The following is a 23007-nucleotide window of genomic DNA, read 5'->3' as shown; positions in this document are numbered from 1 at the left end:
CGTCTGTGTGCACGTAATCCGCAATCTCCCAAGAGGCGGCGCAGCGCTGGTGCGCCCGGCTTTGCTTTGCTGTTTACCCTTCAATCTCAATGAGGAGCCCGACGATGAAGCGCAGTTCTTCATGTCTCCTGAGTTACTGGCTGCTTTCTGTTCTCTTGTTCGTTGCGGGCGCCGCGCCGGCTGCTGAGCCGGCGGGTACGAGCGCCGCACTGCCGCCGGGTTGGGGTTATGTTCCCGGCCGCGTGATCGTCAAGTTCAAACACGGCTACAAGAATACGGCAACGCTGCAGGCCCTCACCAGCGCGCACGGCGCCACTGCCGCGGCGCCGGCTTTCAGCAATATCAAGAACAAGGCACTGGCGCAGCGACCCGACCTCGGCCTGGACCGCATCTTCGAGTTGCAGGTGCCGGAGCCGACCGACGTGGTGCAACTGGCCGCCAAGCTGCAGCGCCATCCCGCGGTGGAATATGCCGAGCCGGTTTACGTCATTCCGCTGGACGTGGCCGTCCGCCAGCCAGCCGCCGCACCGCAAGCGGCACCGCTCGCCACCCCCAATGATCCGCGCTACCCGCAGCAGCAACATCTCCCCCAAATCAAAGCGCCGGAAGCGTGGGAGGTGGCCAAGGGCAGCGCGGAGGTCGTGGTCGCGATCATCGACACCGGCACCGACTGGAACCACCCGGATTTGGTGGACAATATTTGGAGCAACGTCGATGAAGTCCTGGACGGCATCGACAACGACGGCAACGGCTTCATTGACGACATCCGCGGCTGGGATTTCGTGGACAATGCCACAGATGTCGCCATCGGCGAAGACGGCGACGTGGCGGACAACAACCCGATGGATTTCAACGGCCACGGCTCGCATACCTCCGGCTTGGCCGCGGCGGTGACCGACAACGCTACCGGCGTCGCGGCGATTTCCTGGAATGTGACCGTCATGCCGCTGCGCATTGGCTGGCAAAACACCGCCGGCCTGGGTGTCGGCCGCTCAGATTGGATGTCGCAGGGCTTCATCTACGCTGCGGACAATGGCGCTGACGTCGCCAGCTTGAGCTACGGCAACTCGGAAATCGTTTTGGATGGTGCGCGCTATGCCTTTGAAAACGGGGTCGTCGTTACGTGTTCCGCCGGCAATGGCGGCACCGAAGCCGGCAATCCGCTGCCGACTTCGCCGTTCGCGCTTTCCGTGGCCGCACTCACCGAACAGGATCGCAAAGCCTCCTATTCTTCTTATGGCGATTGGGTGAAAGTTTCAGCGCCTGGCGGCGATCAACCCGCCGGCCGGGTCGGCATCTTGAGCACCGTTTTCAACGACAGCTATGCCTTCTACTCCGGAACTTCGATGGCGGCGCCGCTCACCGCCGGCCTGGCGGCCCTGGTGAAATCACAACATCCCGACTGGACGCCGGCACAGGTGATGTTTCAGGTCGTGGAGACGGCAGACAACATTGATGCCGGAAACAGCAGTTTCATTGGCAAACTCGGCACCGGCCGCCTCAATGCGCTGCGCGCCGTGACCGAGACGGTGACCCCGCAGCCGCGCATCAAGCTGGTCGCCACCACCATTGCCGATGCTGCCGGCGGCAATGGCAACGGCGTGCTCGAGCCCGGCGAAACCGCCACCTTGACCGTTTCGCTGGAAAACAACTGGGGCGATGCCACCAACCTCACGGCCACGCTCCGCAGCAATGATTGGGCGGTTACCGTCCCCAAAGCCGGCGCCAATTATGGCAGCCTGCCCGGCCTCTCCAATCTCAATCAGAATACCACAGCCAACACGGCGGATCCCTTCACCCTCACGCTCTCGCCGGATGCGTTTCCGCATCGCGCGCCACTAACGCTGGAACTGCGGGCCAACAACGGCTATCGCGCCAGCTTGGAATTCTCACTCGCCATCAGCCCCTCCATTCTCGTGGTTGATGATGATGATGGCACCAACAACGTCGAGCAATATTATGCCAGCGTGCTCGACAGCCTCGGCCTTGGCTACGAGATTCACGACCATGTTCTGCAAGGCACGCCTTCGTTCGACAAGATGAAAGGCTATTCCACCGTCATCTGGATCTGCGAGTGGCAGTTCCCCGCGCTCGATTCGACCGATCGCGCCGAACTGGAAATGTATCTTGCTGCCGGCGGCCATCTGTTCATTTCCGGGCAGGACATCGGCTGGGACATGTGCGATCAGAACCACCCCGGCGCCACCAATGAATTCGATCGCTCTGCCGGCCAATCGCTGGCCTTCTACGAGAGCCATCTGCATGCCAGGTATCTCGCTGACGATTCGGATTTCTCCTCGCTCACCGGCGCCAGCGGCGATCCCATCGGTGACGGCCTGAGCTTTGAAGTATTCCAGCCCGGCCGTTCGGCCACGCAGCAATTTCCCAGCGAGATCGAGGCCATTGCGCCGGCGGTGAGCATCTTCAATTACGGCAACAACCGCTCGGGCGCAGTGCGCTATGCCGGCGATCATCGCGTGGTGAATTTTGCTTTCGGCGGCTATGAAGCCATTGTCGACTCGCTGGTGCGCCGGGAAGTAATGTTCCGCGTAATGAACTGGCTCAACGGCTTTGCTTTCGAGCATGAACCGCTGCGCGATACCGAGGATTTCGTGCAGCCGCGCACCGTCACCGCGCGCATTACCTCGACCCTCAGCCCGCTGCAGGAAGCCGTGCTTTTCTGGGATACCGACGGCGCTTTTCCATTCAACAAAGCCGTCATGACCAGTGATGGCCAGGGCAACTATCAGGCGGTGATTCCGGGGCAGGCGAACAAAACGGTGGAATACTTCATTCTGGCGCGCACAGAGAAGGGCTTCTCCGCGCCCATTCGCCTGTACTCCTACAATTCCGCGGCCGATCTGACGCCGCCGGTGCTCGCCAACCTCACCACCCTGCCCAATGTGATCGACAACGCCGGTCCGTTTGCGGTGGCCGCGGAAGTGTCGGACAACCTCGGCGTGAATGACCAGGCAGTGTGGTTGCACTATCGCGCAACCTCCGGCCTGCGCGACAGCACGAAGCTGGCGGCCGCCGCGCCCAACACTTATACCGGCGCGCTTCCCGGTGGTTTTGCCTATGGCGACACGGTCACGTATTACGTCAGCGCGCGTGATGTAGCCGCTGCCGCCAATCGCGGCGTGACGCCGGAGCAAAGCTTCATCGTGGGCATGGAAGATTTCGAGAACGGCTTGCAGGCCTGGCAGGTCGAGCCTGAGCGCTGGGGTTTGACTCGCCAGCGCCGGGCGGACGGGCTCTGGGCGGCCTCCAGCAACCCCGGCACGCTTTACACCGCCAACGTCAACTCCGCAATGACGCTCAACCTCCCGCTCGATTTCAGCAAGCTCTCTGCAGCCACGCTGTATTTCTCCGAGCAGCATTATTTCTCCGCCAATCAGGAAGACTTCGGCGTGGTGGAGATCAGCGGTGACGGCGGGCAAAACTGGGCGCCGCTCACCGACCAATTTCGCGGCACGCAATCGCAGTGGCGTGAGCGCGGTTTTTCCATGAATGCGTTCACCGGCGCCGGCTTCAACAACGTGCGGATCCGTTTTCGCATTCAGACCGATGGCAACGCCGCCGCGGCTTCCGCGGGCTGGTTTGTGGATCGCGTGCGCGTGGTCGCGGGTGTCACGGTGGCGGTGAACGATCGCCAAGCGCCCGCCAAAGTGCCGGCGGATTTCAGTCTGGGCCAGAGTTATCCCAATCCTTTCGCGCGCAACCTGCCCTCGGCCTCCGGCAATGCTGCGTTGACAACAATTGCCTACAGTTTGCCGCAGAATGCCGAGGTCAAGCTCACGGTCTACGATGTGCTGGGTCAGCAAGTCGCATCACTGGTCTCCGGTTCGCAACCGGCGGGCACGCACCTCGCGACTTGGAACGGCAGGGATGCCCTGGGCCGGCCGGTGGCCAGCGGCATCTATTTCTATCGCATGCAGGCGACCGCGGCGCACGGTGGCCGCGAATTTCGCGCGGTGCGCCGCCTGCTGGTGCTGCAATGAGGTGAATCGCCGGCCGGGCTAAGCCGCGACTGCTTGCAGACAAGTGTGCCGATCTTCCGCTTTTCGGAAAGCAGGCGCGCGCGGCCAAGCCCGGCCGGTGTTGATCGAGCACTGCTTTGACAGATTTGTTGATCTCAAGAAGAAGAAGGTGCATGCGTCAACGCCTGCGCGCAATGAATCCGCCGGCAGAGTGGATTCGCACGCTTGCGTGAAGGCTTGGATCAATCCAGCAAAAAGAACCCACCGACTCAGTTCTCTCTCTGCGCGGGTAAAAGTTCATGGCATTTGAGCGCGACCGCGACCGCCTTTTTCATGCAATCGTTCTGACCGGCCTGTTGGCGGCTGCCGTCAGCGCCGCGCAGGCTGGAAGCGCCCGGCCGCTGCGGCCGCGCGGCCACGCTGTCGGGCCGGGGGAGTTTTCCCCGTGCGGCACCTATGCCGGCAGCGCCATTGATGCGATCGTGTTCGACCGCCTGCGCTCTGCCGAACGCCGGCAGCAGAAGGCCGCGAGCGCCCCCGCCCGCGTTCACATGGCCGGTGATTTGGTGATTATCGAAGACGACGGCACGCTCATCACCGAACCCGGCAGAAACGCCTTTGATCTCGATGGCCGGCGGCTGCATTTCGCGCCCAATGCCCGCGGCGGCTTCGAGATCAGCGCGTTGCCTTTTGCCTTTGACTCGGCAACCGGCACGTTGCTGCATCCCGGTGATGACACCAACCATCGTGTCCCCTTCGCCGCCGGATTCTCCTTCCCTTTCGCCGGTCAAGTGTGGGATCACGTGTGGATCCGTTCCAACGGCAATCTGACCTTCGGCGGCATCGGCAATCCCACCTTCTATGACCCGAGTGATTTCTTCCTGGCGCTGCCCCTGATCGCGCCGCTGTTTGCGGATCTCAATCCGCTGGCAGCGGGCACGCTTCACTATCGCCAGGCCGCTGATCGCTTCACCATGACCTGGGACAAGTTGCCGGAATTCGACACGCAGAATTCCAACACTTTTCAGGTGACCTTGTTTGCGGACGGGTCATTTGATTTCGTCTACCACGGGGTGGAAATTCAGCTCGCGCGCAACGGCAGCGCAATCATCACCGGCTTCACCCGCGGCGACCCCGACGCCGAATATCAAGCCGTGGATTATGACGATCTTCCTTTCCTCGGGTCAGAAGCCGCCGCTCTCTTTGAGTCCTTTGCCGAAATTCCCTACCGCATCGTCAACACCGCCGGCATTGCGCGCCGCTTTTTTGCAGTGCAGCCCGACAGCTTCGAGCAACTGGTTTTGATTACGGATTTCGATTTGCTGGGTGCGCCGTTCGGCGCCTTCTATCAGGGCGTGCGCAATGCGGTGGCCGGCATTGGCCTGGGGCCATTCGACTTCTCTTCCGCCTACGGCAGCACCGGCCGGCTGCAGGGCTTTCTGCACATGAACTACATCAACCACTGGCCGGTCGATCCCAACGGATTCAGCTTTCTGAATGTGCTGGGCCAGGAAGCGGAGCACGAGTGGGGCGCTTATGTACGCGCCCGCCTCAACGGCACAGAATCTGATCTGCTGCTCGGCCGCGGGTTGGCGCATTGGAGTTTCTTTTTCGAAACCGACGGCTCGGTGATGGAGGGCAATGGCTGGCACGACAACGGCGAGGGCACCTTCACCAGCGTGCGCGCGTTCGACAACTTCAGTCTGCTCGATCACTATCTGATGGGCTTGCGGCCGGCGCACGAGATTCCGCCCTCTTTCGTGATCAACTTTCCCGGCGTGACGCTGGAGCAGCGGGCGAGATTTCCGGCGGCCGGCGTGACCGTATCCGGCAGCAAGATTTCGGTCACGATCGCGGACATCATCGCGGTGGAAGGCGAGCGCCGTCCCGATTACGCCGCGGCGCCCAAGATTTTTCGCCAAGCCTACATTTACTTGCTGCAGCAAGGCGCCCAGCCTGCGGCTGCGGATCTCGCCAAGGCCGAGTTATTTCGCGCCTCCTGGCCCGACTATTTTGCACGACGCACGGACGGACGCGGCGTTTTTCAAACGCAGCTCGGTCCTGCGCTGCCGGTGGCGGTGGTGGCAGGCGGCGCGGCCAGCGCGGTTGATGGCAGCCCGGTGGCAAATCTGCGCGCCACGCTGGTGGAGCGCAATTTCGAGCAGCCGGTTTATCGCGGCGGCCGTTATGAATTTCGCTTGCTGGCGCCCGCACCGGCAGCCCCGCCGCAGACGGTGACCATCGTTTTGCAGGCCTTCCCGTTTGTGGCAGACACCAGCACCGTGACGCTGGTTTACGGCGAAACCGTGCAGCATGACCGTGTCCTGCTTCCGCAGCCACAAACGGAACTCACCGGCACGGTGCGTGACGTTTCCGGCAAGCCGGTGCGGGCCCGCTTGCGACTGCATGCCAGTAGTGACGTGGGCGCGGATTTCACCCGCACGGCGGACAGCGATGCGCAGGGCCGTTTTGCCTTCAGCGGCCTTTATGCCTCCCAGCCGCCGGCACTCCGCTATGATCGCCTGGAGATTGAGCCGGAAATTCCTTATGCGCGCGCAGTGGTTTCGCCTGTGGCAATCGGCCTGGCGGCGCGCAATCATCTTGATATTGCCGTCGCGGCCGCCGAGGTGTTGTTGGTAAATGATGATCCCGCCGGCGCATTCGAGGAATTCTATGTGCCGGTGCTGGAGCAACTGCAGTTGACTTGCTCTGTTTGGCGCCAGGCCCAAAGCGGTCCGGCGCCGCTGAGTTTCGCGCCCAAATTCAAACGCCAAACCGTCATCTGGTTCACCGGCAATGCTGCCGGCGCGGAGGTGATTTCGGCCGCTGAGGCGGATTCGCTGGCCGCGCATTTGGATCGCGGCGGCCGGCTGTTCTTGACCGGCCAGAACATCGCAGAAAGCTTGAACGGTACGCGCTTTCTCTCCGACCGCTTGCACGCTGCTTTTGATCGCAATCTCGATGATCCCCTCTTGCATGGCGTGCAAAGTGATCCGGTGGGCCGGGGACTGATCAATCTCATCACCGCCGGCGCGCTGGGCGCCAACAATCAAAGCTCGCGCGATGCGCTTCTTCCGCGCGGGCGGGCGCAAGTCTGCGTGGTCTATGATACGACGGCAGGCAGCGCGGCCGGCCTGCGGGTGGAGGATCCTGCCAATCATTCCCGGCTGGTCTTCTTTGGTTTTGGATTTGAAGCCGTCAATCCCGGACCCGGTGCGCGACCCGGCTATGCCGGCCGTGCAGAAGTAATGCAACGAGTGCTGGACTGGCTCGCAGGCACGACGGCAGTAATCGAGGCGCCGGCGCCAGTGAGCCTGCCGATGGCGTTTCAACTGCAGCAGAGTTATCCGAATCCTTGGCGCCGTGGGTCGAGCGTCGCTGCTGTCGAGATTCGGTATGAGCTTCCTGTTTCGCCGGTGACAGCGGGCCGCACCGTCCTTCGCATCTTCGACGTGCTGGGCCGCGAAGTCTGCACGCTGGTCGATCAAGCTTACCAGCCCGGCCACTTTCTTTCTCGTTGGGATGGCCGTGATCGCGTGGGGAATCTCGTGAGCGGTGGCCTCTATTTTTGTGAATTACAGGCTGGCGGTCATCGGCAATTGACCAAGTTGTTGTTGCTGCGCTAGCCAGCGAAACCGCGCGCAGCCCCGGCCGACCAGCGTCCGCGCGTGCGAGGGTCTCCTTGCCCTACTTTACCAATTTCCCTCCTTATCTGCCAAATCATCTGCTGGTAAGCCATCCTGGCAGGCGGGTTTCAATCTCCATGGTTATACTGCTTTCAAGTTTCTCAAAAACAGCGAGACGATTTCGCAACAATTCTGGCATATCAATTGCTTTTCATCCCCGGTTAAATCAATTGAATTTGTCAACTTGTCACAGCGCCCAGTAGAATGTCCACCGTGCAAGGTGAGGCAGCCGCTGTGCTTTGAGAGAATCTGTCAGTGACTTCCATCTCGCGGCAAGCAGTGCGGCGAGAGCATCATGGCTCCGAAGATGCGATTCAAAGACTACTACAAGATTCTTGGCGTGAGCGAGAAAGCCCCGCCGGAGGAGATCAAGAAATCCTACCGCCGGTTGGCCAAGCAATATCATCCTGATGCCAATCCCGGCGACAAGGCCGCCGAGGAGCGCTTCAAGGAGATCAACGAAGCGTATGACATCATCGGCGACGCAGAAAAGCGCCACAAGTACGATCAGTTGCGCTTCTACGGCCGGCCGGATGCCACCACCAACGGTGAATGGTTCTCTTTTGATCCGGAGTTTCTGCGCAGCCACGGCTTCGGCATGCCGGGCATGAGCGGCCACAGTCCGTTTGGCTCCTTTTTCGGGCAGGGTTTCGCGTTTTCGGATCTGTTGCGCGACCTCTTCGGATTCAATGGCATTTACTCCGACCCCACGCCCACGCACACCGCGGCGCGCAACATTACGGGCAAGATTCGCATCTCCTTTTTGGAAGCTGTGCGCGGCACGGAGCGCACAATTTCGATTCGCCAGAAGAAAACCTGTCCGGTTTGCCATGGCAAGGGCCAGGAAGGGTATGCGCCGTGCAGCCGGTGCAACGGCAGCGGCCAGATTTCATCGAAAAAGAAGATTCGCATCCGGCTGCCGGCCGGCGTCGAAAGCGGGCATCAATTGCGCCTGCGGGGACTGGCGGCAGAACCCAGCCATGGACCCTCCGGTGATATCATCATCAACGTGGAAGTGGAGCCGCACCCGCATTTTACCCGCGCCGGTGCGGACATTTACTTTGAAACTCACGTGGATGAACCTGCGTTGAAAGCCGGGACGCGCCTGCGCATTCCGACCATTGCAGGCAAGCTGGTCGAGCTGAACGTGCCGGCCGGCACCAAGCGCGGCACAGTGTTCCGGCTGCGCAATTTCGGCGTGAAGACGCTCAATCGCGTGGGGGATCAATTCATCAAGGTCGTTTGAATTCTGCCGGCGGGAAGCCGGGTTGCCATATTTTTGCGGCGATGGAGTCCGCCCTTAACCGCGCCAACGCTGATGACTCCTGCGCATCCTCAATTCTGAAATCAGCGTCATGCTCAAAGTGATCCTGGTGGGCATCGGCGGTTTTGCCGGATCCATTCTGCGCTATCTCGTCAGCGGCTACGTTCAGCAACTGACCAAAGACTCCGAGTTTCCTTTCGGCACGATCGTCGTCAACCTGGCCGGATGCCTGGCGATCGGGTTTCTCGCGCAATTGGCCGAGCGGCACGGCTACCTTACACCCGCAGCCCGGCTGTTGCTCTTCATCGGATTCCTGGGCGGGTTCACCACTTTTTCGACGTTTGCCAATGAGACGATGAATCTGCTGCGCAGTGGTGAAATCCTGGCGGCACTGGTGAATTTGAACGTCCAGGTCGTTGTGGGTCTTGCGGCCGTGTGGCTGGGACGCTCACTGGCCTACCTACTGTGGAGGTGAGCTCGTGGTTCTGCCCGAAGAAGGTTACTTGTTGCGCCTGTTCCTCGGTGAGAGCGACAAACACGAGGGCAAGCCATTGTATGAATGGATCGTGCTGCAGGCGCGCGCGCACGGCTTGGCGGGCGCAACCGTGCTGCGCGGCATGATGGGCTTCGGCGCTCACAGCCGGATTCATACGTTCAAGATCGAGCGGCTGTCCGAAGATCTTCCCATCATCGTCGAGATTGTGGATACCCGGGAGAAGCTGGAACGCTTCATGACGGTGGTGGACGGCGCCCTGAGCGGAGGCCTGGCGACGCTGGAGAAAGTGCAAATCCGGTTCTATCGCAGCGGCGCCGCCTGAGCCGCAGCGCACGGCTTTGCGTGGGACTATTTCGCGCCGGCAAGTATTCCGGCATTCGGCCTCTGCGCCGTCGGGAGTCTTGCGGTTCTGCCCGCCGGCACGCGCAGATGACCAATCCCTTTTTCAGGAGAAGGTGTGATGGCTAAATACAAAACCCTCGGCGTCATGTCGCTCATGCTGTTTCTCGGTGCGCTGGCGGGCTTGATTATCGCTTCCAATTTCGACTGGACCAAGCCCGGCTTGGCGGAGAACAAGCCGAAAGCGGCGCTCGGCGCTCCGGCTGCCACGGAGACGGAACTGTCCGGCGAGGCCGACCTCGCCGCCACCGGCAAAGCTTATGTGGCCGTGGCCAAGCGCGTGATGCCGACGGTGGTCAGCATCACCAGCGAGAAAGTCGTGCGCGTGCGCAATCCCTTCACGGAGTTTTTTCACGAGGAATGGTGGGGCCGGCGCCGCGGCCGGGGCGAGCGCGAGTTCCGCCAGGAGGGCTTGGGCTCAGGCGTGATCATCAGTCCCGACGGCTACGTGCTCACCAACAATCACGTGATTCGCGAATCGGACGAGATCGCGGTGTTGATCGAGAAGAAGAGCTATAAGGCCAAGATCGTGGGCAGCGACCCCAAAACCGATCTTGCGGTGATCAAGATCGACGCGACCAATTTGCCGGTCGCGCGCCTGGGTGATTCCGATGCACTCGAGGTGGGAGAGCTGGTGCTGGCGGTGGGCAGCCCCTTCTCGCTGCAGCTCGCCCATTCCGTCACTGCCGGCATCGTCAGCGGCAAGGGCCGCACGCAAGTGGGTGTGGGCGATATCGATTATGAAGACTTCATTCAAACCGACGCCGCGATCAACCCCGGCAACAGCGGCGGCGCGCTGGTCAATCTGCGCGGCGAGTTGGTGGGCATCAACACCGCCATTGTCTCGGGCGGCTGGGGCGGCGGCAATGTCGGCATCGGTTTTGCAATTCCGATCAACCTGGCCCGCCAGATCATGACCCAGCTTATTGAGACGGGAAAAGTCGTGCGCGGCTGGCTGGGCGTCAATATTCAGAGCGTGGATGAAGACGTTGCGCGCGAAATGAACCTGCCCTCCACGGACGGCGCGTTGATCACGCGGGTCATGCCCGGCAGCCCTGCCGAGAAAGCCGGCATGCAGGATGAAGACTTTGTGGTGGCGCTGAACGGCACGCCGATTCGCGACCAAAACCATCTCATGAATATTGTCGCCGGCTTCCGCCCCGGCACGGCGGTGCAGGTGAAGCTGATCCGCGACGGCCGCGAGCGTACCCTCACGGTGAAGTTGGGCGAACGGCCGGAGGATCCCAACCGGCCCGTGACGGCAGATGAACCGCGCACCGAAGCCCTGGGCCTGGCAGTGGCTGATTTGACCGAAGAACTTGCCGGCGAATTCGACATTTTGGAGTCAACCGGTGTCGTTGTCATCGAGGTGGAAGCCGGCAGCTCGGCCGATCAGGAGGGCCTTCGCCCGGGCGACGTGATCAAGGAAGTTGACCGCAAGCCGGTGCGCACGGTGGCGGAATACCGCCGAGTGCTCGCCGCGAGCAAGGATCGCCAGGTGGTTCTGCTTCGCATTTCACGGCGCGACGCCAATTTCTTTGTTGCATTGAAGAGGGGGAATGATTAGATTCCAGCCCATTTTTGAACGGGATGGTTTGACAGACACCGGGGCTTTGAGCAGAAACCTTGTTCGAGGAAAGGTCAGATTCATGGATAAAAAGAAGCTCGAATATTACAAGTCACGACTGCTGCAGGAACGTGAGCGCATCCTGCGCGCGCTCAATCAGAATGAGGACGACTTCGAAGGCTCGACCACGACGCGCAGCGCGGAATTCGAGGAATCGGCCAAGCTCGATCGTGACCGCGAGTACATTTCCGGCCTGCTGACCAAGGACACGGATGTTCTCTCCGAGATCGAAGACGCCTTGAAGCGTGTCAAGGAAGGCACCTACGGCTACTGCATCGACACCGGCAAGGAAATACCGGAATCCCGCCTGGAAGCCATGCCCTGGACGCCGCGCTGCCGCGAAGCGCAAGAAGCCTATGAGCGCCGCCGTGGGGCCGGTGACGACGATTTCTTCAGCGAAAAACGTTAGCATCAACGACCATGACGGCTCCATTCTCTGGAGCCGTCATGTTTTTTCCTGCCAGGCTGTCATCTCCCTGAAAAAAAGACCTGCTGCTCACCTCACCCGCCTTCACTCTCATTATTCTAAGCCATTTAAAAACAGTGGACGCGAATCGCGTCTTGTGTTTGTGAGCAATGGCATGGCGTTTGTTGATGACAAATGAAGTTATTAGAAAATCTTGGTCTTGCGTCAGAAACCAATCAGAACTTTTGATCTTAGATCTGGAGGATTTTTGCGATGGGCAAAATCATTGGAATTGACTTGGGCACAACCAATTCGTGCGTGGCGGTCATGGAAGGCGGCGAGCCGGTGGTGATTCCGAATTCGGAAGGCTCGCGCACCACGCCTTCGGTGGTGGCCTTTTCCAAAAACGGCGAGCGCCTGGTGGGACAGGTGGCGAAGCGCCAGGCCATTACCAATCCGACCAACACGATTTATTCGATCAAGCGCTTCATGGGACGCCGGCATAGTGAAGTCAAACGTGAGCGCGAGTCGGTTCCTTACACTGTGGTCTCGGGCAAGAATGATGTCGCCGTGGTTCGTATTGGTGACAAGGAGTACTCGCCCCAGGAAATCTCGGCGATGATTCTGCAAAAGATGAAACAAACCGCGGAAGACTATCTCGGCGAAAAAATCACCGAGGCGGTCATCACCGTACCGGCCTACTTCAACGACAGCCAGCGCCAAGCCACCAAAGAAGCGGGCGAAATTTCCGGCCTGACGGTGAAGCGCATCATCAACGAGCCCACGGCCGCTTCGCTGGCCTACGGCCTGGACAAGAAGAAAGATGAAAAAATCGCGGTGTTCGACCTGGGCGGTGGCACCTTCGACATCAGCATTCTGGAAATCGGCGACGGCGTGTTCGAAGTGAAGGCGACCAACGGCGACACCCATCTCGGCGGCGATGATTTCGATCAGCGTATCATCGACTGGCTGGTGGCGGAATTTCGCAAGCAGGAAGGTGTCGATCTCTCCAAGGACCCGATGGCACTGCAACGCTTGAAGGAAGCCGCGGAAAAGGCGAAATGCGAGTTGTCCACCGTCATGCAGACGGACATCAACCTGCCGTTCATCACCGCCACCAACGCCGGCCCGAAGCACATGCAAATCACGCTGACGCGCTCGAAGTTCGAGCAGCTCTGCGATGACTTGTTCGAGCGCACCATCGGCCCGTGCGAAGCGGCGTTGCGCGATGCGGATCTGCGCACCAGCGACATCGACGAAGTCGTGCTGGTGGGCGGCTCGACGCGGATGCCGAAAGTGCAGGAGATCGTGCGCCGGTTGTTCGGCAGAGAGCCGCACAAGGGCGTCAACCCCGATGAAGTCGTGGCGGTGGGCGCTGCGATTCAAGGCGGCGTGCTGTCCGGCGACGTGAAAGACGTGCTGCTGCTCGATGTCACCCCCCTGTCCCTGGGCATCGAAACCCTGGGCGGTGTGACCACCAAGTTGATCGAGCGCAACACTACGATTCCGTGCAAGAAGTCGGAAATCTTCTCGACGGCGGCGGATAGCCAAACCCAGGTGGAGATTCACGTGCTGCAGGGCGAGCGCGAGATGGCGATCGACAACCGCACGCTCGGTCGCTTCATTCTCGACGGCATTCCGCCCGCACCGCGCGGCGTGCCGCAGATCGAAGTCACCTTCGACATCGATGCCAACGGCATTCTGCACGTATCCGCGCGCGACAAAGCCACCGGCAAGGAACAGTCGATTCGCATCGAAGCCTCGACCGGCCTGAGCAAGGAAGAGATCGCCAAGATGGAACGCGACGCCCGTGAGCACGCGGCGGAAGACAAGAAGCGGCGCGAGCTGGTGGAAACGCGCAACCGCGCCGATCAACTCGTTTACCAGACCGAGAAAAACATCCGCGACATGGGCGACAAGCTCGATGCCGCCTCCAAGGAACGGCTGGAAGCCGCGGTGAAGAAGATTCGTGAGGTGATGAAATCCGAGCGCGTCGACGACATCAAGATGGCCTCCGAGGAGCTCAACACGATCTGGAACCAAGTCTCCACCCGCATGTATGAAGCCGCCAACGCCGCCGGCAAGCAAACCAGCACCAATGGCGGCGCCGGCAAGGGCAAAGTCGAGGACGCGGATTTCGAAGTCGTCGATGAAGGTTCTACCAAGAATTGAAGCAATGATCCTGTGATGCAGCAAAAGGCGAGAGTGATCTCGCCTTTTTGTTTTCAGGGGGAGAATTCCCTTGATTTTATGACGCTCCCTCGTTAGATTTCCGCGCTCCAAGAAAATATTCGACCCTACCAGCGGAGGATGTGATGTTCACGACCAGGCTGCTGAGCGGATTGTTTGCGATATCCCTGCTCATTACCGGCTGCGGTGAAAAACTCAATGAAGAACAGCTCTACAGCAAGGCGCGTGAGCTGGAGTTGCGCGGTGAATTCACCCAAGCCGAAAATTACTATAAGAAGCTCAACCAGCAGTTTCCCCAGAATGCCAAATTCGACGAGGCGCAAACGCGGCTGGCGCTGCTGAAAAGCGCGAACACTTTGAGCGAAGCGGAACTGCGCGACCAGATCAAGAATCACGAATCCCGGCAGGAATTCGACAGCGTGCTGCTGCTTTCGCAGGCGCTGCTGCAACGCTTTCCCAAGGCCGAGGGCAGCGACGAAGTATTGCAGCGCATCGGCATGATCTGCCTCAATCACCAGCAGCAATACCAGCGTGCAGTCGACGCGTTTCAACAACTGGTTGCTGATTTTCCCCAGAGCCGGCACGTGCCCCAGGCCCAATTCATGATCGGCTACATCTACGCCAACCATATCAAGGATCTGGAGCGGGCACGCACCGCCTACACAACGTTCAAACAGAAGTATCCCGATCACGAGCTGGTCCCCTCGGTGGATTGGGAATTGGAGCATCTCGGTCAGGATGTCAGCGACCTCAATCTTTTCACCGATTCCAAGGACAACCCTGCCGCGCCCGCCGCCACGGAAGGCGCGACCTCGAAAAAAACTCCGACCGGCCCGAATGCCAAGCCGTAAAACTTTTTTGCTTCAATTTCTGTCTTATAGGCCCGATGTCTTGCTGGTGGCAGCCCCGGGAGCGGCCACCGCTTCATCGCGGCTTTTTTTTGAGCCGTCAGATGACCGTCTATGATGATATGAGAGGAAAATTTCTGATCCTGGCGCTGGGCGCGCTGCTGCTCTCGCTCTTTTCCGCCCAGGCGCAGCCAACCCTCGAAGTCAAGCTGAGCGCCACGCTGACACCTGAAGAAGTTCCGCTCAATCGCACCGCCGTCTATCGGGTGGAGCTTACCTGGCGCGGCGATTTGGCGCGCGTGGTAGTGGACCCGCCGGAGCCGCCGCGCCTTGCCAACCTCAAACTCGTGGGCACGGCCTCTGCGAATCGCGTCGGCGCCGAAAACGGAACAATGGTCGCGACTCACTTCTTCGAATACACCTTGCGGCCGCAGGGTCTGGGCATGGGTTACGTCGAAACCATGCGAGTCAGCTATCTCGATAAAGCCACCAATGAAAAGCATGAGTTGTATGCCGGCCGCTTGAGCACCAAAGTTGTCGAGGCGGTGCCGGAGCCGGGAGAGACGCCGGTCGCCGTAATTGCATTGGCGGCTCTGGGAGTCGCGCTGGCGGCTGGTGTGGGATTCGTCCTGTGGCGGGCGCAGCGCCGCCGGGCTGCCCGCGCGCAACTTGCGGCCGCGGCTCCCAAGCCACTGGAAGACGAATTCTACGAGGAGCTGCAGGCCACGGTGGACTTGCATTCCGTCGATACCAAGGAAGCATTCACCCAATTATCCAGAATTCTGCGCGCCTATTTGCACCGGCGCTTCGAGATTCCGGCGCAAGGCATCACTACTGCGGAAGTGGTGGCGGCCTATCGCCGGTTGCATCCGGACGCCACCAGCCAGGCGACGCAACTGGAGGAAGTGTTACAGACCAGCGATGTCGTCAAGTTTTCCGGCGCCAGCGGTGACCCCAGCCGCTTGGCACGCGCATATGCCATGACCGAGAGCTTCCTGCGTGCCCACCGGCCCGAGAGTTCCGCGCTGTCATTGAAGTGAAGCGCGTGCGTTTGCCGCGCCGCGGAGGGTGACCGGAGCAGAGCCGCCGCCGCGGCCGCGCTGCTGCCAGCCGGGCCGCAGACCATCATTCCATTCGGATCCAACTGGAGGTGCAATGAACGTTGACATTCAAGCGATCAACGAGAAGATTCGACGCGAGAGTGCATTTGTTGAAATGCTGACCAAGGAAATCAGCAAAGTGATCGTCGGCCAGAAATATATGGTCGAGCGGCTGCTGGTGGGCTTGTTGAGCAACGGCCACATTTTACTGGAGGGCGTGCCTGGTCTGGCCAAGACGCTGGCCGTCAAGACGCTGTCAGCCGCGATTCAGACGAAATTTCAGCGCATTCAATTCACGCCCGACCTCCTGCCTGCCGACTTGATCGGCACGTTGATCTACGACCAGCGCAACGGCCAGTTCACCACCAAGAAAGGCCCCATTTTCGCCAACCTGATTCTCGCCGATGAGATCAACCGCTCGCCGGCCAAAGTGCAATCCGCCTTGCTGGAAGCCATGATGGAACGCCAGGTGACGATCGGGGAGAACACCTTTAAGCTCGATGATCCGTTCTTGGTGCTGGCGACCCAGAATCCTATCGAGCAAGAGGGCACCTATCCGCTGCCCGAAGCGCAAGTGGATCGCTTCATGTTGAAGCTCGCCATCGGTTACCCCAACAAAGAGGAAGAGCTGGAGATCATGCGGCGGATGACGCGCGGCCATTTCGCCCAGGTGGTGCCGGTGGTGCAGCCGGAGGACATCCGGCGCGCGCGCCAGGTGGTTACGGAAGTCTATATTGATGAAAAGATCGAGCGCTACATCATCGATCTCGTATTTGCGACGCGCGAGCCGGCGAAATACGGCCTGCAGGAACTCGAGGATTTGATTCAATTCGGCGCCAGCCCGCGCGCCAGCATCTTTCTGGCGCAAGCGTCGAAAGCGCATGCGTTTCTACGCGGCCGCGGTTATGTCACGCCCGAAGACGTGCGTTCCATCGGCCTGGATGTGATGCGCCACCGCATCATTTTGACCTACGAAGCCGAAGCTGAGGAAAAAACCACGGAATACGTCATCGCGCAAGTGTTGAGCCGCATCGAAGTCCCGTAAGGCGGTGCGCGCGTTGCCGGCGGGCGGCAGCGCGGGCAGGAAGGCGAAACTGCAACTGCAGCTCCGGCCAATCGAGCCATGATTCCAAAAGAAATTCTCAAAAAAGTCCGCCGTCTCGAAATCACGACGCGGGCGCTGGTCAATGACGTGTTCAGCGGCGAATATCATTCCGTGTTCAAGGGCCGCGGCATGGAGTTCTCCGAGGTGCGTGAGTATACCTATGGCGATGACATTCGCAACATTGACTGGAACGTTACGGCGCGCGCCGGCCATCCCTACGTGAAAGTCTTTGACGAGGAGCGCGAGCTGACGGTGATGTTGCTGGTTGACGTCAGCTCGTCCGGCAACTTCGGCACGCATGAGCAAATGAAGGGTGATCTCGCCGCGGAGATTTGCGCGCTGCTGGCGTTCTCCGCGATCAAGAACAACGACAAAGTGGGCTTGATCATTTTCACCGATCGCATCGAGAAATTCGTGCCGCCGAAGAAAGGTCGCAGCCACGTGTTGCGCGTGCTGCGCGAGATTCTTTATCACCAGCCCGAGGGCACCGGCACCGACATCGCGGCGGCGCTGGAGTATCTCAATCGCGTCATCCGGCGCAAGGCGGTGGTGTTTCTGGTTTCGGATTTCCTTTCCGCGGGCTATGAAAAGGCGCTGCGCGTGGCCAGCAAGCGCCATGATCTCGTTGCCATTCCGGTGACCGATCCGCGCGAACTGGAGTTTCCCAACGTCGGTTTGGTGGAATTAGAGGATGCCGAAACCGGCGAACTCTTTCTGCTCGACACGGCGCATGCCGCCAACCGCCAGGCCTTTGCGCGGGAAGCGGCGCGGCGCGGTCTGCTGCGGGAGAAAACCCTGCGCTCCTCCAAAGTCGATCCCGTGGAGGTGCGCACCAATCAACCCTACATCGAGCCGCTGGTGCGGTTTTTCAAGATGCGGGCGAAACGTTTTCGCTGAGGCCATGATTTCATGACCGGCAGCATCACTTGTGGGATACCTTCAAGATGAGCACTTTCAGAAGCATGCTGGCGAACCTGCCGAGGGCTGTTGGCCGTCTCGGCGTGCTCGCGGCGCTGGTGATCTTGGCGCCGGGCTGCAAGCAGGAGCAGAAGCAGAATCTGCCCGGCGAAAAGGTTCGCGATTTTGCCAACATTCTCTACAACCGCGAGCTGTATCAGCAGGCGGTGGCGGAGTACCAGCGGTATCTGGAGAATTACCCGCTCGATGAGGAAGAGCAGGCCAACCTCAGCTTCACCATCGCCAACATCTATTTCGACCGGCTGCGCAATTATGAATCGGCGCTGGCTTACTATCTGCGCGTGAAGGAGCTTTATCCGCGCAGCGGCCTGGTGGATGATGCCGGCCGCCGCATCATTGAATGTCTCGAGCGCTTGCAGCGCTCGGCCGATGCCCAGCAGGCGCTGGCAGAGAGCACGCTGCTCGACACCGCGCAGGTGACGAAGAAGCGGCCGGGCGAAGTGGTGGCCAAAATCGGCAACCGTGAAATCACCTCCGGCGATCTCGAATTCGAAATCAAGAATCTGCCGCCCTTCGTGCTGGCGCAAATCAAGAACCGCAACGACCGGCTGGAGTTCCTGCGGCAATACATTGCCACCGAGTTGTTGTACGGCACCGCCAAGCGCAAGGGCCTGGAGCGCGATCAGGAGGTGATCGACGCCGCCTTTCAGGCGAAGAAGAACTTCATGGTGCAAAAGCTGCTGCAGGAGGAAGTCGCGCAGAAGGTTGATTTTCAGGAAAGCGATCTCGAGTTGTACTATCGCGCCAATCTCGACCGCTACGCTCCCGCTGATTCCACCGGCGCAACGGCGCCGCCGGCATTTCAGGAAGTGCGCAATCGCGTGATGCAGGATTACGTGCGCGCGAAACAGCAGGAGGCTTACGATCGCCTGGTCGAGCGCATGATGCGTGCTGAAGGAGTCGTGATCTACGATGACAAAGTGCAATAACGGCCGGGCGCTGCTGCTCGCCGTGCTTGGCGCACTGCTGCTGTGCGCCGGCAACGGCAGTTCGCAGACGGGGCCTGCGGTCACGATCGAATCGCGCGTCAGCAAATCCCGGTTGACCATCGGCGACACCGTGCAATACAGCGTGCGGCTGCGGCGGCCGCCGAACGTCGAGGTGCGCTGGCCCGGCCCGGCCGCCAATCTCGGCGGCTTCGAGATTCGCGGCTATCAAACGCCGGAGGCGCGGCGGGAAGGTGGTGCTGTCATCGAGGAAGCCGCTTATACGATTTCGACTTTCGACACCGGCCGTTTCGAGATTCCGCCGCTGACGCTGCAATATCGCCAGCCGCCGGATTCCGTGTGGCAGATTTTACGCACCGAAAAACTCGATCTCTACGTGGCTTCGCTGCGGCCGAGTGAGGCGGGCGACATTCGCGAGATCAAAGCGCCGTGGGAACTGCCGCGCGACTGGCGCCGGGTGATTCTGATCGGCGCGATCGTCGCCGGCGTGTTGCTGCTCGCCGCCGGCGGGTATTACTGGTGGCGCCGGCGCCAGGGCAAGGGCTTGCTGCCGGAGCGCGTCACCCCGCCGCGACCGGCGCATGAGGAAGCGCTGGCGGCGCTGGCCGACCTGCGCGACAGCGGTTTGCTGGCGGCGGGCGAGATCAAACTCTTCTACAGCACTCTGTCGGAAATCGTTCGGCGCTACCTCGAAGGCCGCTATCGCGTCGAAGCGCTGGAGATGACTACGTTCGAAGTGCTGGAACATTTCGAGCGCGTCGACCTCGAACCGCAGGCACTCGACCTTTTGCGTCAGCTTTTGGAGCAAAGCGATTTGGTGAAGTTTGCCAAGTTCATTCCGCCGGCGGAGCAGCATGAACGCCTGCTGGCCGCCGCTCAGACTTTCGTGCAGTTGACCAAGCCGGCGCCCGCCCCTGCGGAAGCCGCCGCCGCGGTGCCGGCAGGCAAACTCGAGCCCGTGCCGGCGGAGGCAGGTTGAGATGCTGACTTTCGCGCATCCTGAGTTTCTCTTTCTCCTGTTGTTGCTGCCGCTGCTGGCCTGGTGGCATGTCCGCAGCTATCAGCGCCGCACGGCCACGCTGCGCTACTCCAATCTCGATTTGATGAAGTCCTTGCCGCAGCGTTCGCGCTATTCCTCGCGGCACCTGCTCTTCGGTTTGCGCTGGCTGGCAATTGGCTTGGTGATCGTGGCGCTGGCGCGGCCGCAGAGCGGGCAGACCGAGGAGGAAATCACCACCGAGGGCATCGACATCGTATTGGCGCTCGATGTTTCCAGCAGCATGCTGGCAGAGGACTTCCGGCCGAAGAACCGTATTGAAGCGGCGAAGCTGGTGGCCGAGCAGTTCATCACCGGCCGCAGCAGCGACCGCATCGGCATGGTGGTGTTTGCCGCGCGCAGCTTCACGCAATGTCCACTGACGCTGGACTACGGTATTCTGATCAATTTCTTGAAGAAAGTGGATGTCGGTTTGATCGACGATGGCACCGCCATTGGGCTGGGCATGGCCACCGCGGTCGACCGACTGCGCAACAGCAAAGCCAAGAGCAAAGTCGTGATCCTGCTCACCGACGGAATCAACAACGCCGGGGAGATCGATCCGCTCACGGCGGCGCGGCTGGCGCAGGCGTTCAACATTCGCTTCTACACCATCGGTGTCGGCACGCGCGGCCAGGCGCTCTATCCCGTGCAGGATCCAATTTTCGGCAAGCGCTACGTGCCCATGCCGGTGGAAATCGACGAGGCCATGCTCACGAAAATCGCGGAGCTGACCAAAGGCAAATATTTCCGCGCCACTGACCGCCAGAGTCTGGAGAAAATCTTTGCGGAGATCGACCAGCTTGAAAAAACCAAAGTCGAGGTCAAGCAATTCACCCGCTATCGCGAGCTGTTCGTGCACTGGCTGGCGCTGGCGCTCGGTTTGGTGTTCATCGAGGTGGTGCTGGCCGGCACGGTGTTTCGCAAGATACCCTGAGGGGCGCCGCGGCGCTGCCGGAACCTGCCGGCCGGAGGCCGTTGCGCTGCGCATGATCCACATGAGAGAGTTGGTGACGAGGTGACATGATTCGTTTTGCCAACGACACGGTTTTGTATCTGCTGCTCGCTCTGCCGCTGCTGCTCGTATTTTTTTATCTCGTGCAACGGTGGCGGCGGGCGGCGCTGGTGCGTTTCGGCAATTTGCTGCTGCTCCAACAGCTCATGCCGGCCTACAGCCGCAAGCGACGGGTGTGGAAACAGGTGTTGTTGCTGCTGGCACTGGGATTCATGATTCTGGCGCTGGCGCGGCCGCAGGTGGGCACGGCATTGGAGGAGGTCAAACGCGAAGGCGTGGACGTCATGGTCGCCATCGATGTTTCCGAATCCATGTACGCGGAAGATGTGCCGCCCAACCGCCTGGCCAAGGCGCGGCATGAAGTCGCCTCGTTCATCGACAAGCTGCAGGGCGACCGCATCGGGCTGATTGCCTTTGCCGGCGAGGCCTTTGTGCAGTGCCCGCTCACGCTCGACTATGGCGCCGCCAAAATCTTTCTCGATGTGCTCGAGCCCGGACTGATTCCCACGCCGGGCACGGCGCTGGGCAAGGCCATTCAATTGGCGCTGCAAAGCTTCGAGAACACCGAGCGGCAGTACAAGGTACTGATTCTGATCACCGACGGCGAAAGCCACGACGAAGACACCATGGCCATGGCGGAAGAGGCAGAACGCCAGGGCGTGGTGATTTACACCGTCGGCATCGGCTCGGCCAAGGGGGTGCCCATTCCCGTGGTCGATACACAGGGCAACCGCACCGGCGAGTTCAAGCGCAGCCGCGGCGGTGAAGTGGTCGTCACCAAGCTGGATGAATTGACTCTGGAAAAAATCGCGCTGCAGACCGGCGGCAAGTATCATCGCGCCTCCTCGGGCGAGGCCGAGCTTGATCGCATCTACGAGGAAATCGCGCGGATGGAGAAGAAAGAGCTGGCCTCTTTGAAGTTTTCCCACTATGAAGAACGCTTTCAATATGTGTTGATCCTCGGGCTGGCGCTGTTGCTGGTGGAGTTGTTGCTTTCCGAGCGCCGCAAAGGCAGAACGGAATGGCGCGGCCGGCTGGTTTCGCCGCTGACTGCGGAGGAACGGGATGGCAGGCCCGGCCAGCCGGTTACGGCGGCCTGAGGCCAACACTTGGTTTTAGAACCCAGAATGAAAATGAATCCGTGCAAGAATCGCTGCGTGCCGCTGCTGTTGCTGCTGAGTTTGGTGCCGGCCCTGCTGCACGCGCAGGGCGCCGGCCGCAAACAGGTGCAGGAGGGCAATCGCCGCTATGCCGAAGGCAAATACGACGAAGCCAACGATCACTATCGCGATGCGGAAATCGACAATCCGGCTTCGCCGATCGTGAAGTTCAATATCGGCGATGCGCTTTATCAAAAGCGCAACTATGAAGAAGCGCTCAAGGCTTATCAGGAGGCGATTCAAAAAAGCGACAATCCTGAGTTGCAGGCGCAGGGCTATTACAACATGGGCAACACGCTCTATCGCTTGAACAAGTGGCCGGAGAGCATCCTCGCCTATCAACAGGCTCTGAAGCTGAATCCCAACGACGAAGACGCAAAATACAATTTGGAGTATGTGCGGGCCAAGCTGAAGCAACACGCGCAAAAGGAGCCACAGCAGCAGCAGCAGCAACAGCAACAGCAACAACAGCAGGAACAGCAGCAAGGGCAGCAGAATCAAGACGAGCAGAAGCAACAGGGTCAGGAGGAACAACAGCAGCAGGCCGAGCAACAAGCAGAGCAGCAGCAGCAATCCTCCGGCGAGCAGCAGGAGAATCAGCAGCAGGCGGCCCAGGGCAAAGAACAAAAATTGAGCAAAGAAGAGGCGGAGCGCCTGCTGGAGGCCCTGCAGAAGCAGGAGAAGGACGCGCAGAAGCAGCGCCAGATCAAGGCGCGCGGGCGGGTGCGGGTGGAGAAGGATTGGTGATGAGAATGGCAGCAAGAAATACG

17 protein-coding genes are annotated in these 23007 nt (G+C 60.4%); all 17 read left to right on the top strand.

Annotated features, from left to right (window positions below):
- The first annotated feature begins 104 nt into the window (after positions 1-104).
- The 17 genes from L6R21_11675 to L6R21_11595 all read left to right on the top strand — a co-directional run bounded on the left by L6R21_11675 (position 105) and on the right by L6R21_11595 (position 22984).
- Positions 105-4001, top strand: a complete 3897-nt coding sequence (locus L6R21_11675; GenBank protein ID MCK6559845.1) for a S8 family serine peptidase — start codon at positions 105-107, stop codon at positions 3999-4001.
- 278 nt (positions 4002-4279) lie between these two features.
- Positions 4280-7606, top strand: coding sequence for a hypothetical protein (locus L6R21_11670; GenBank protein ID MCK6559844.1), 3327 nt, complete (start codon positions 4280-4282; stop codon positions 7604-7606).
- 355 nt (positions 7607-7961) lie between these two features.
- Complete coding sequence (locus L6R21_11665; GenBank protein ID MCK6559843.1) at positions 7962-8912, top strand: J domain-containing protein; 951 nt, start codon at positions 7962-7964, stop codon at positions 8910-8912.
- 109 nt (positions 8913-9021) lie between these two features.
- Complete coding sequence (crcB, locus tag L6R21_11660; GenBank protein MCK6559842.1) at positions 9022-9405, top strand: fluoride efflux transporter CrcB; 384 nt, start codon at positions 9022-9024, stop codon at positions 9403-9405.
- Between the two features lie 4 nt (positions 9406-9409).
- Positions 9410-9748, top strand: a complete 339-nt coding sequence (locus L6R21_11655; protein ID MCK6559841.1) for a DUF190 domain-containing protein — start codon at positions 9410-9412, stop codon at positions 9746-9748.
- 138 nt (positions 9749-9886) lie between these two features.
- Positions 9887-11392 (top strand): Do family serine endopeptidase, encoded by a 1506-nt coding sequence (locus tag L6R21_11650; GenBank protein MCK6559840.1) that lies wholly within the window; start codon positions 9887-9889, stop codon positions 11390-11392.
- 82 nt (positions 11393-11474) lie between these two features.
- On the top strand, positions 11475-11861 hold the full coding sequence (locus L6R21_11645; GenBank protein ID MCK6559839.1) for a TraR/DksA family transcriptional regulator: 387 nt from the start codon (positions 11475-11477) through the stop codon (positions 11859-11861).
- Positions 11862-12131: 270 nt separating this feature from the next.
- Positions 12132-14030 carry a molecular chaperone DnaK gene (gene dnaK, locus L6R21_11640; protein ID MCK6559838.1) on the top strand — a complete coding sequence of 633 codons (1899 nt, stop codon included), beginning with the start codon at positions 12132-12134 and terminating at the stop codon, positions 14028-14030.
- Between the two features lie 143 nt (positions 14031-14173).
- Complete coding sequence (locus tag L6R21_11635) at positions 14174-14899, top strand: tetratricopeptide repeat protein (protein ID MCK6559837.1); 726 nt, start codon at positions 14174-14176, stop codon at positions 14897-14899.
- 101 nt (positions 14900-15000) lie between these two features.
- Positions 15001-15936 carry a hypothetical protein gene (locus L6R21_11630; protein ID MCK6559836.1) on the top strand — a complete coding sequence of 312 codons (936 nt, stop codon included), beginning with the start codon at positions 15001-15003 and terminating at the stop codon, positions 15934-15936.
- 115 nt (positions 15937-16051) lie between these two features.
- Complete coding sequence (locus L6R21_11625; protein MCK6559835.1) at positions 16052-17041, top strand: AAA family ATPase; 990 nt, start codon at positions 16052-16054, stop codon at positions 17039-17041.
- Positions 17042-17119: 78 nt separating this feature from the next.
- Positions 17120-17998, top strand: coding sequence for a DUF58 domain-containing protein (locus L6R21_11620; protein ID MCK6559834.1), 879 nt, complete (start codon positions 17120-17122; stop codon positions 17996-17998).
- 47 nt (positions 17999-18045) lie between these two features.
- Positions 18046-19008: a hypothetical protein gene (locus L6R21_11615; protein ID MCK6559833.1), complete on the top strand. Its 963-nt coding sequence runs from the start codon at positions 18046-18048 to the stop codon at positions 19006-19008.
- Positions 18992-20005, top strand: coding sequence for a BatD family protein (locus tag L6R21_11610; GenBank protein ID MCK6559832.1), 1014 nt, complete (start codon positions 18992-18994; stop codon positions 20003-20005). Before L6R21_11615 ends, L6R21_11610 begins: the two co-directional genes overlap by 17 nt.
- A gap of 1 nt (position 20006) precedes the next feature.
- Positions 20007-20999 carry a VWA domain-containing protein gene (locus L6R21_11605; protein MCK6559831.1) on the top strand — a complete coding sequence of 331 codons (993 nt, stop codon included), beginning with the start codon at positions 20007-20009 and terminating at the stop codon, positions 20997-20999.
- Between the two features lie 86 nt (positions 21000-21085).
- Positions 21086-22177, top strand: coding sequence for a VWA domain-containing protein (locus L6R21_11600; protein ID MCK6559830.1), 1092 nt, complete (start codon positions 21086-21088; stop codon positions 22175-22177).
- A gap of 27 nt (positions 22178-22204) precedes the next feature.
- Positions 22205-22984: a tetratricopeptide repeat protein gene (locus tag L6R21_11595; protein ID MCK6559829.1), complete on the top strand. Its 780-nt coding sequence runs from the start codon at positions 22205-22207 to the stop codon at positions 22982-22984.
- The last annotated feature ends 23 nt before the right edge of the window (positions 22985-23007 follow it).

The organism is bacterium (assembly GCA_023150945.1).
Lineage (GTDB): Bacteria > Zhuqueibacterota > Zhuqueibacteria > Zhuqueibacterales > Zhuqueibacteraceae > Coneutiohabitans.
The sequence above is the reverse complement of the archived record's forward strand: the minus strand, read 5'-3'. Positions and strand labels throughout refer to the sequence as shown.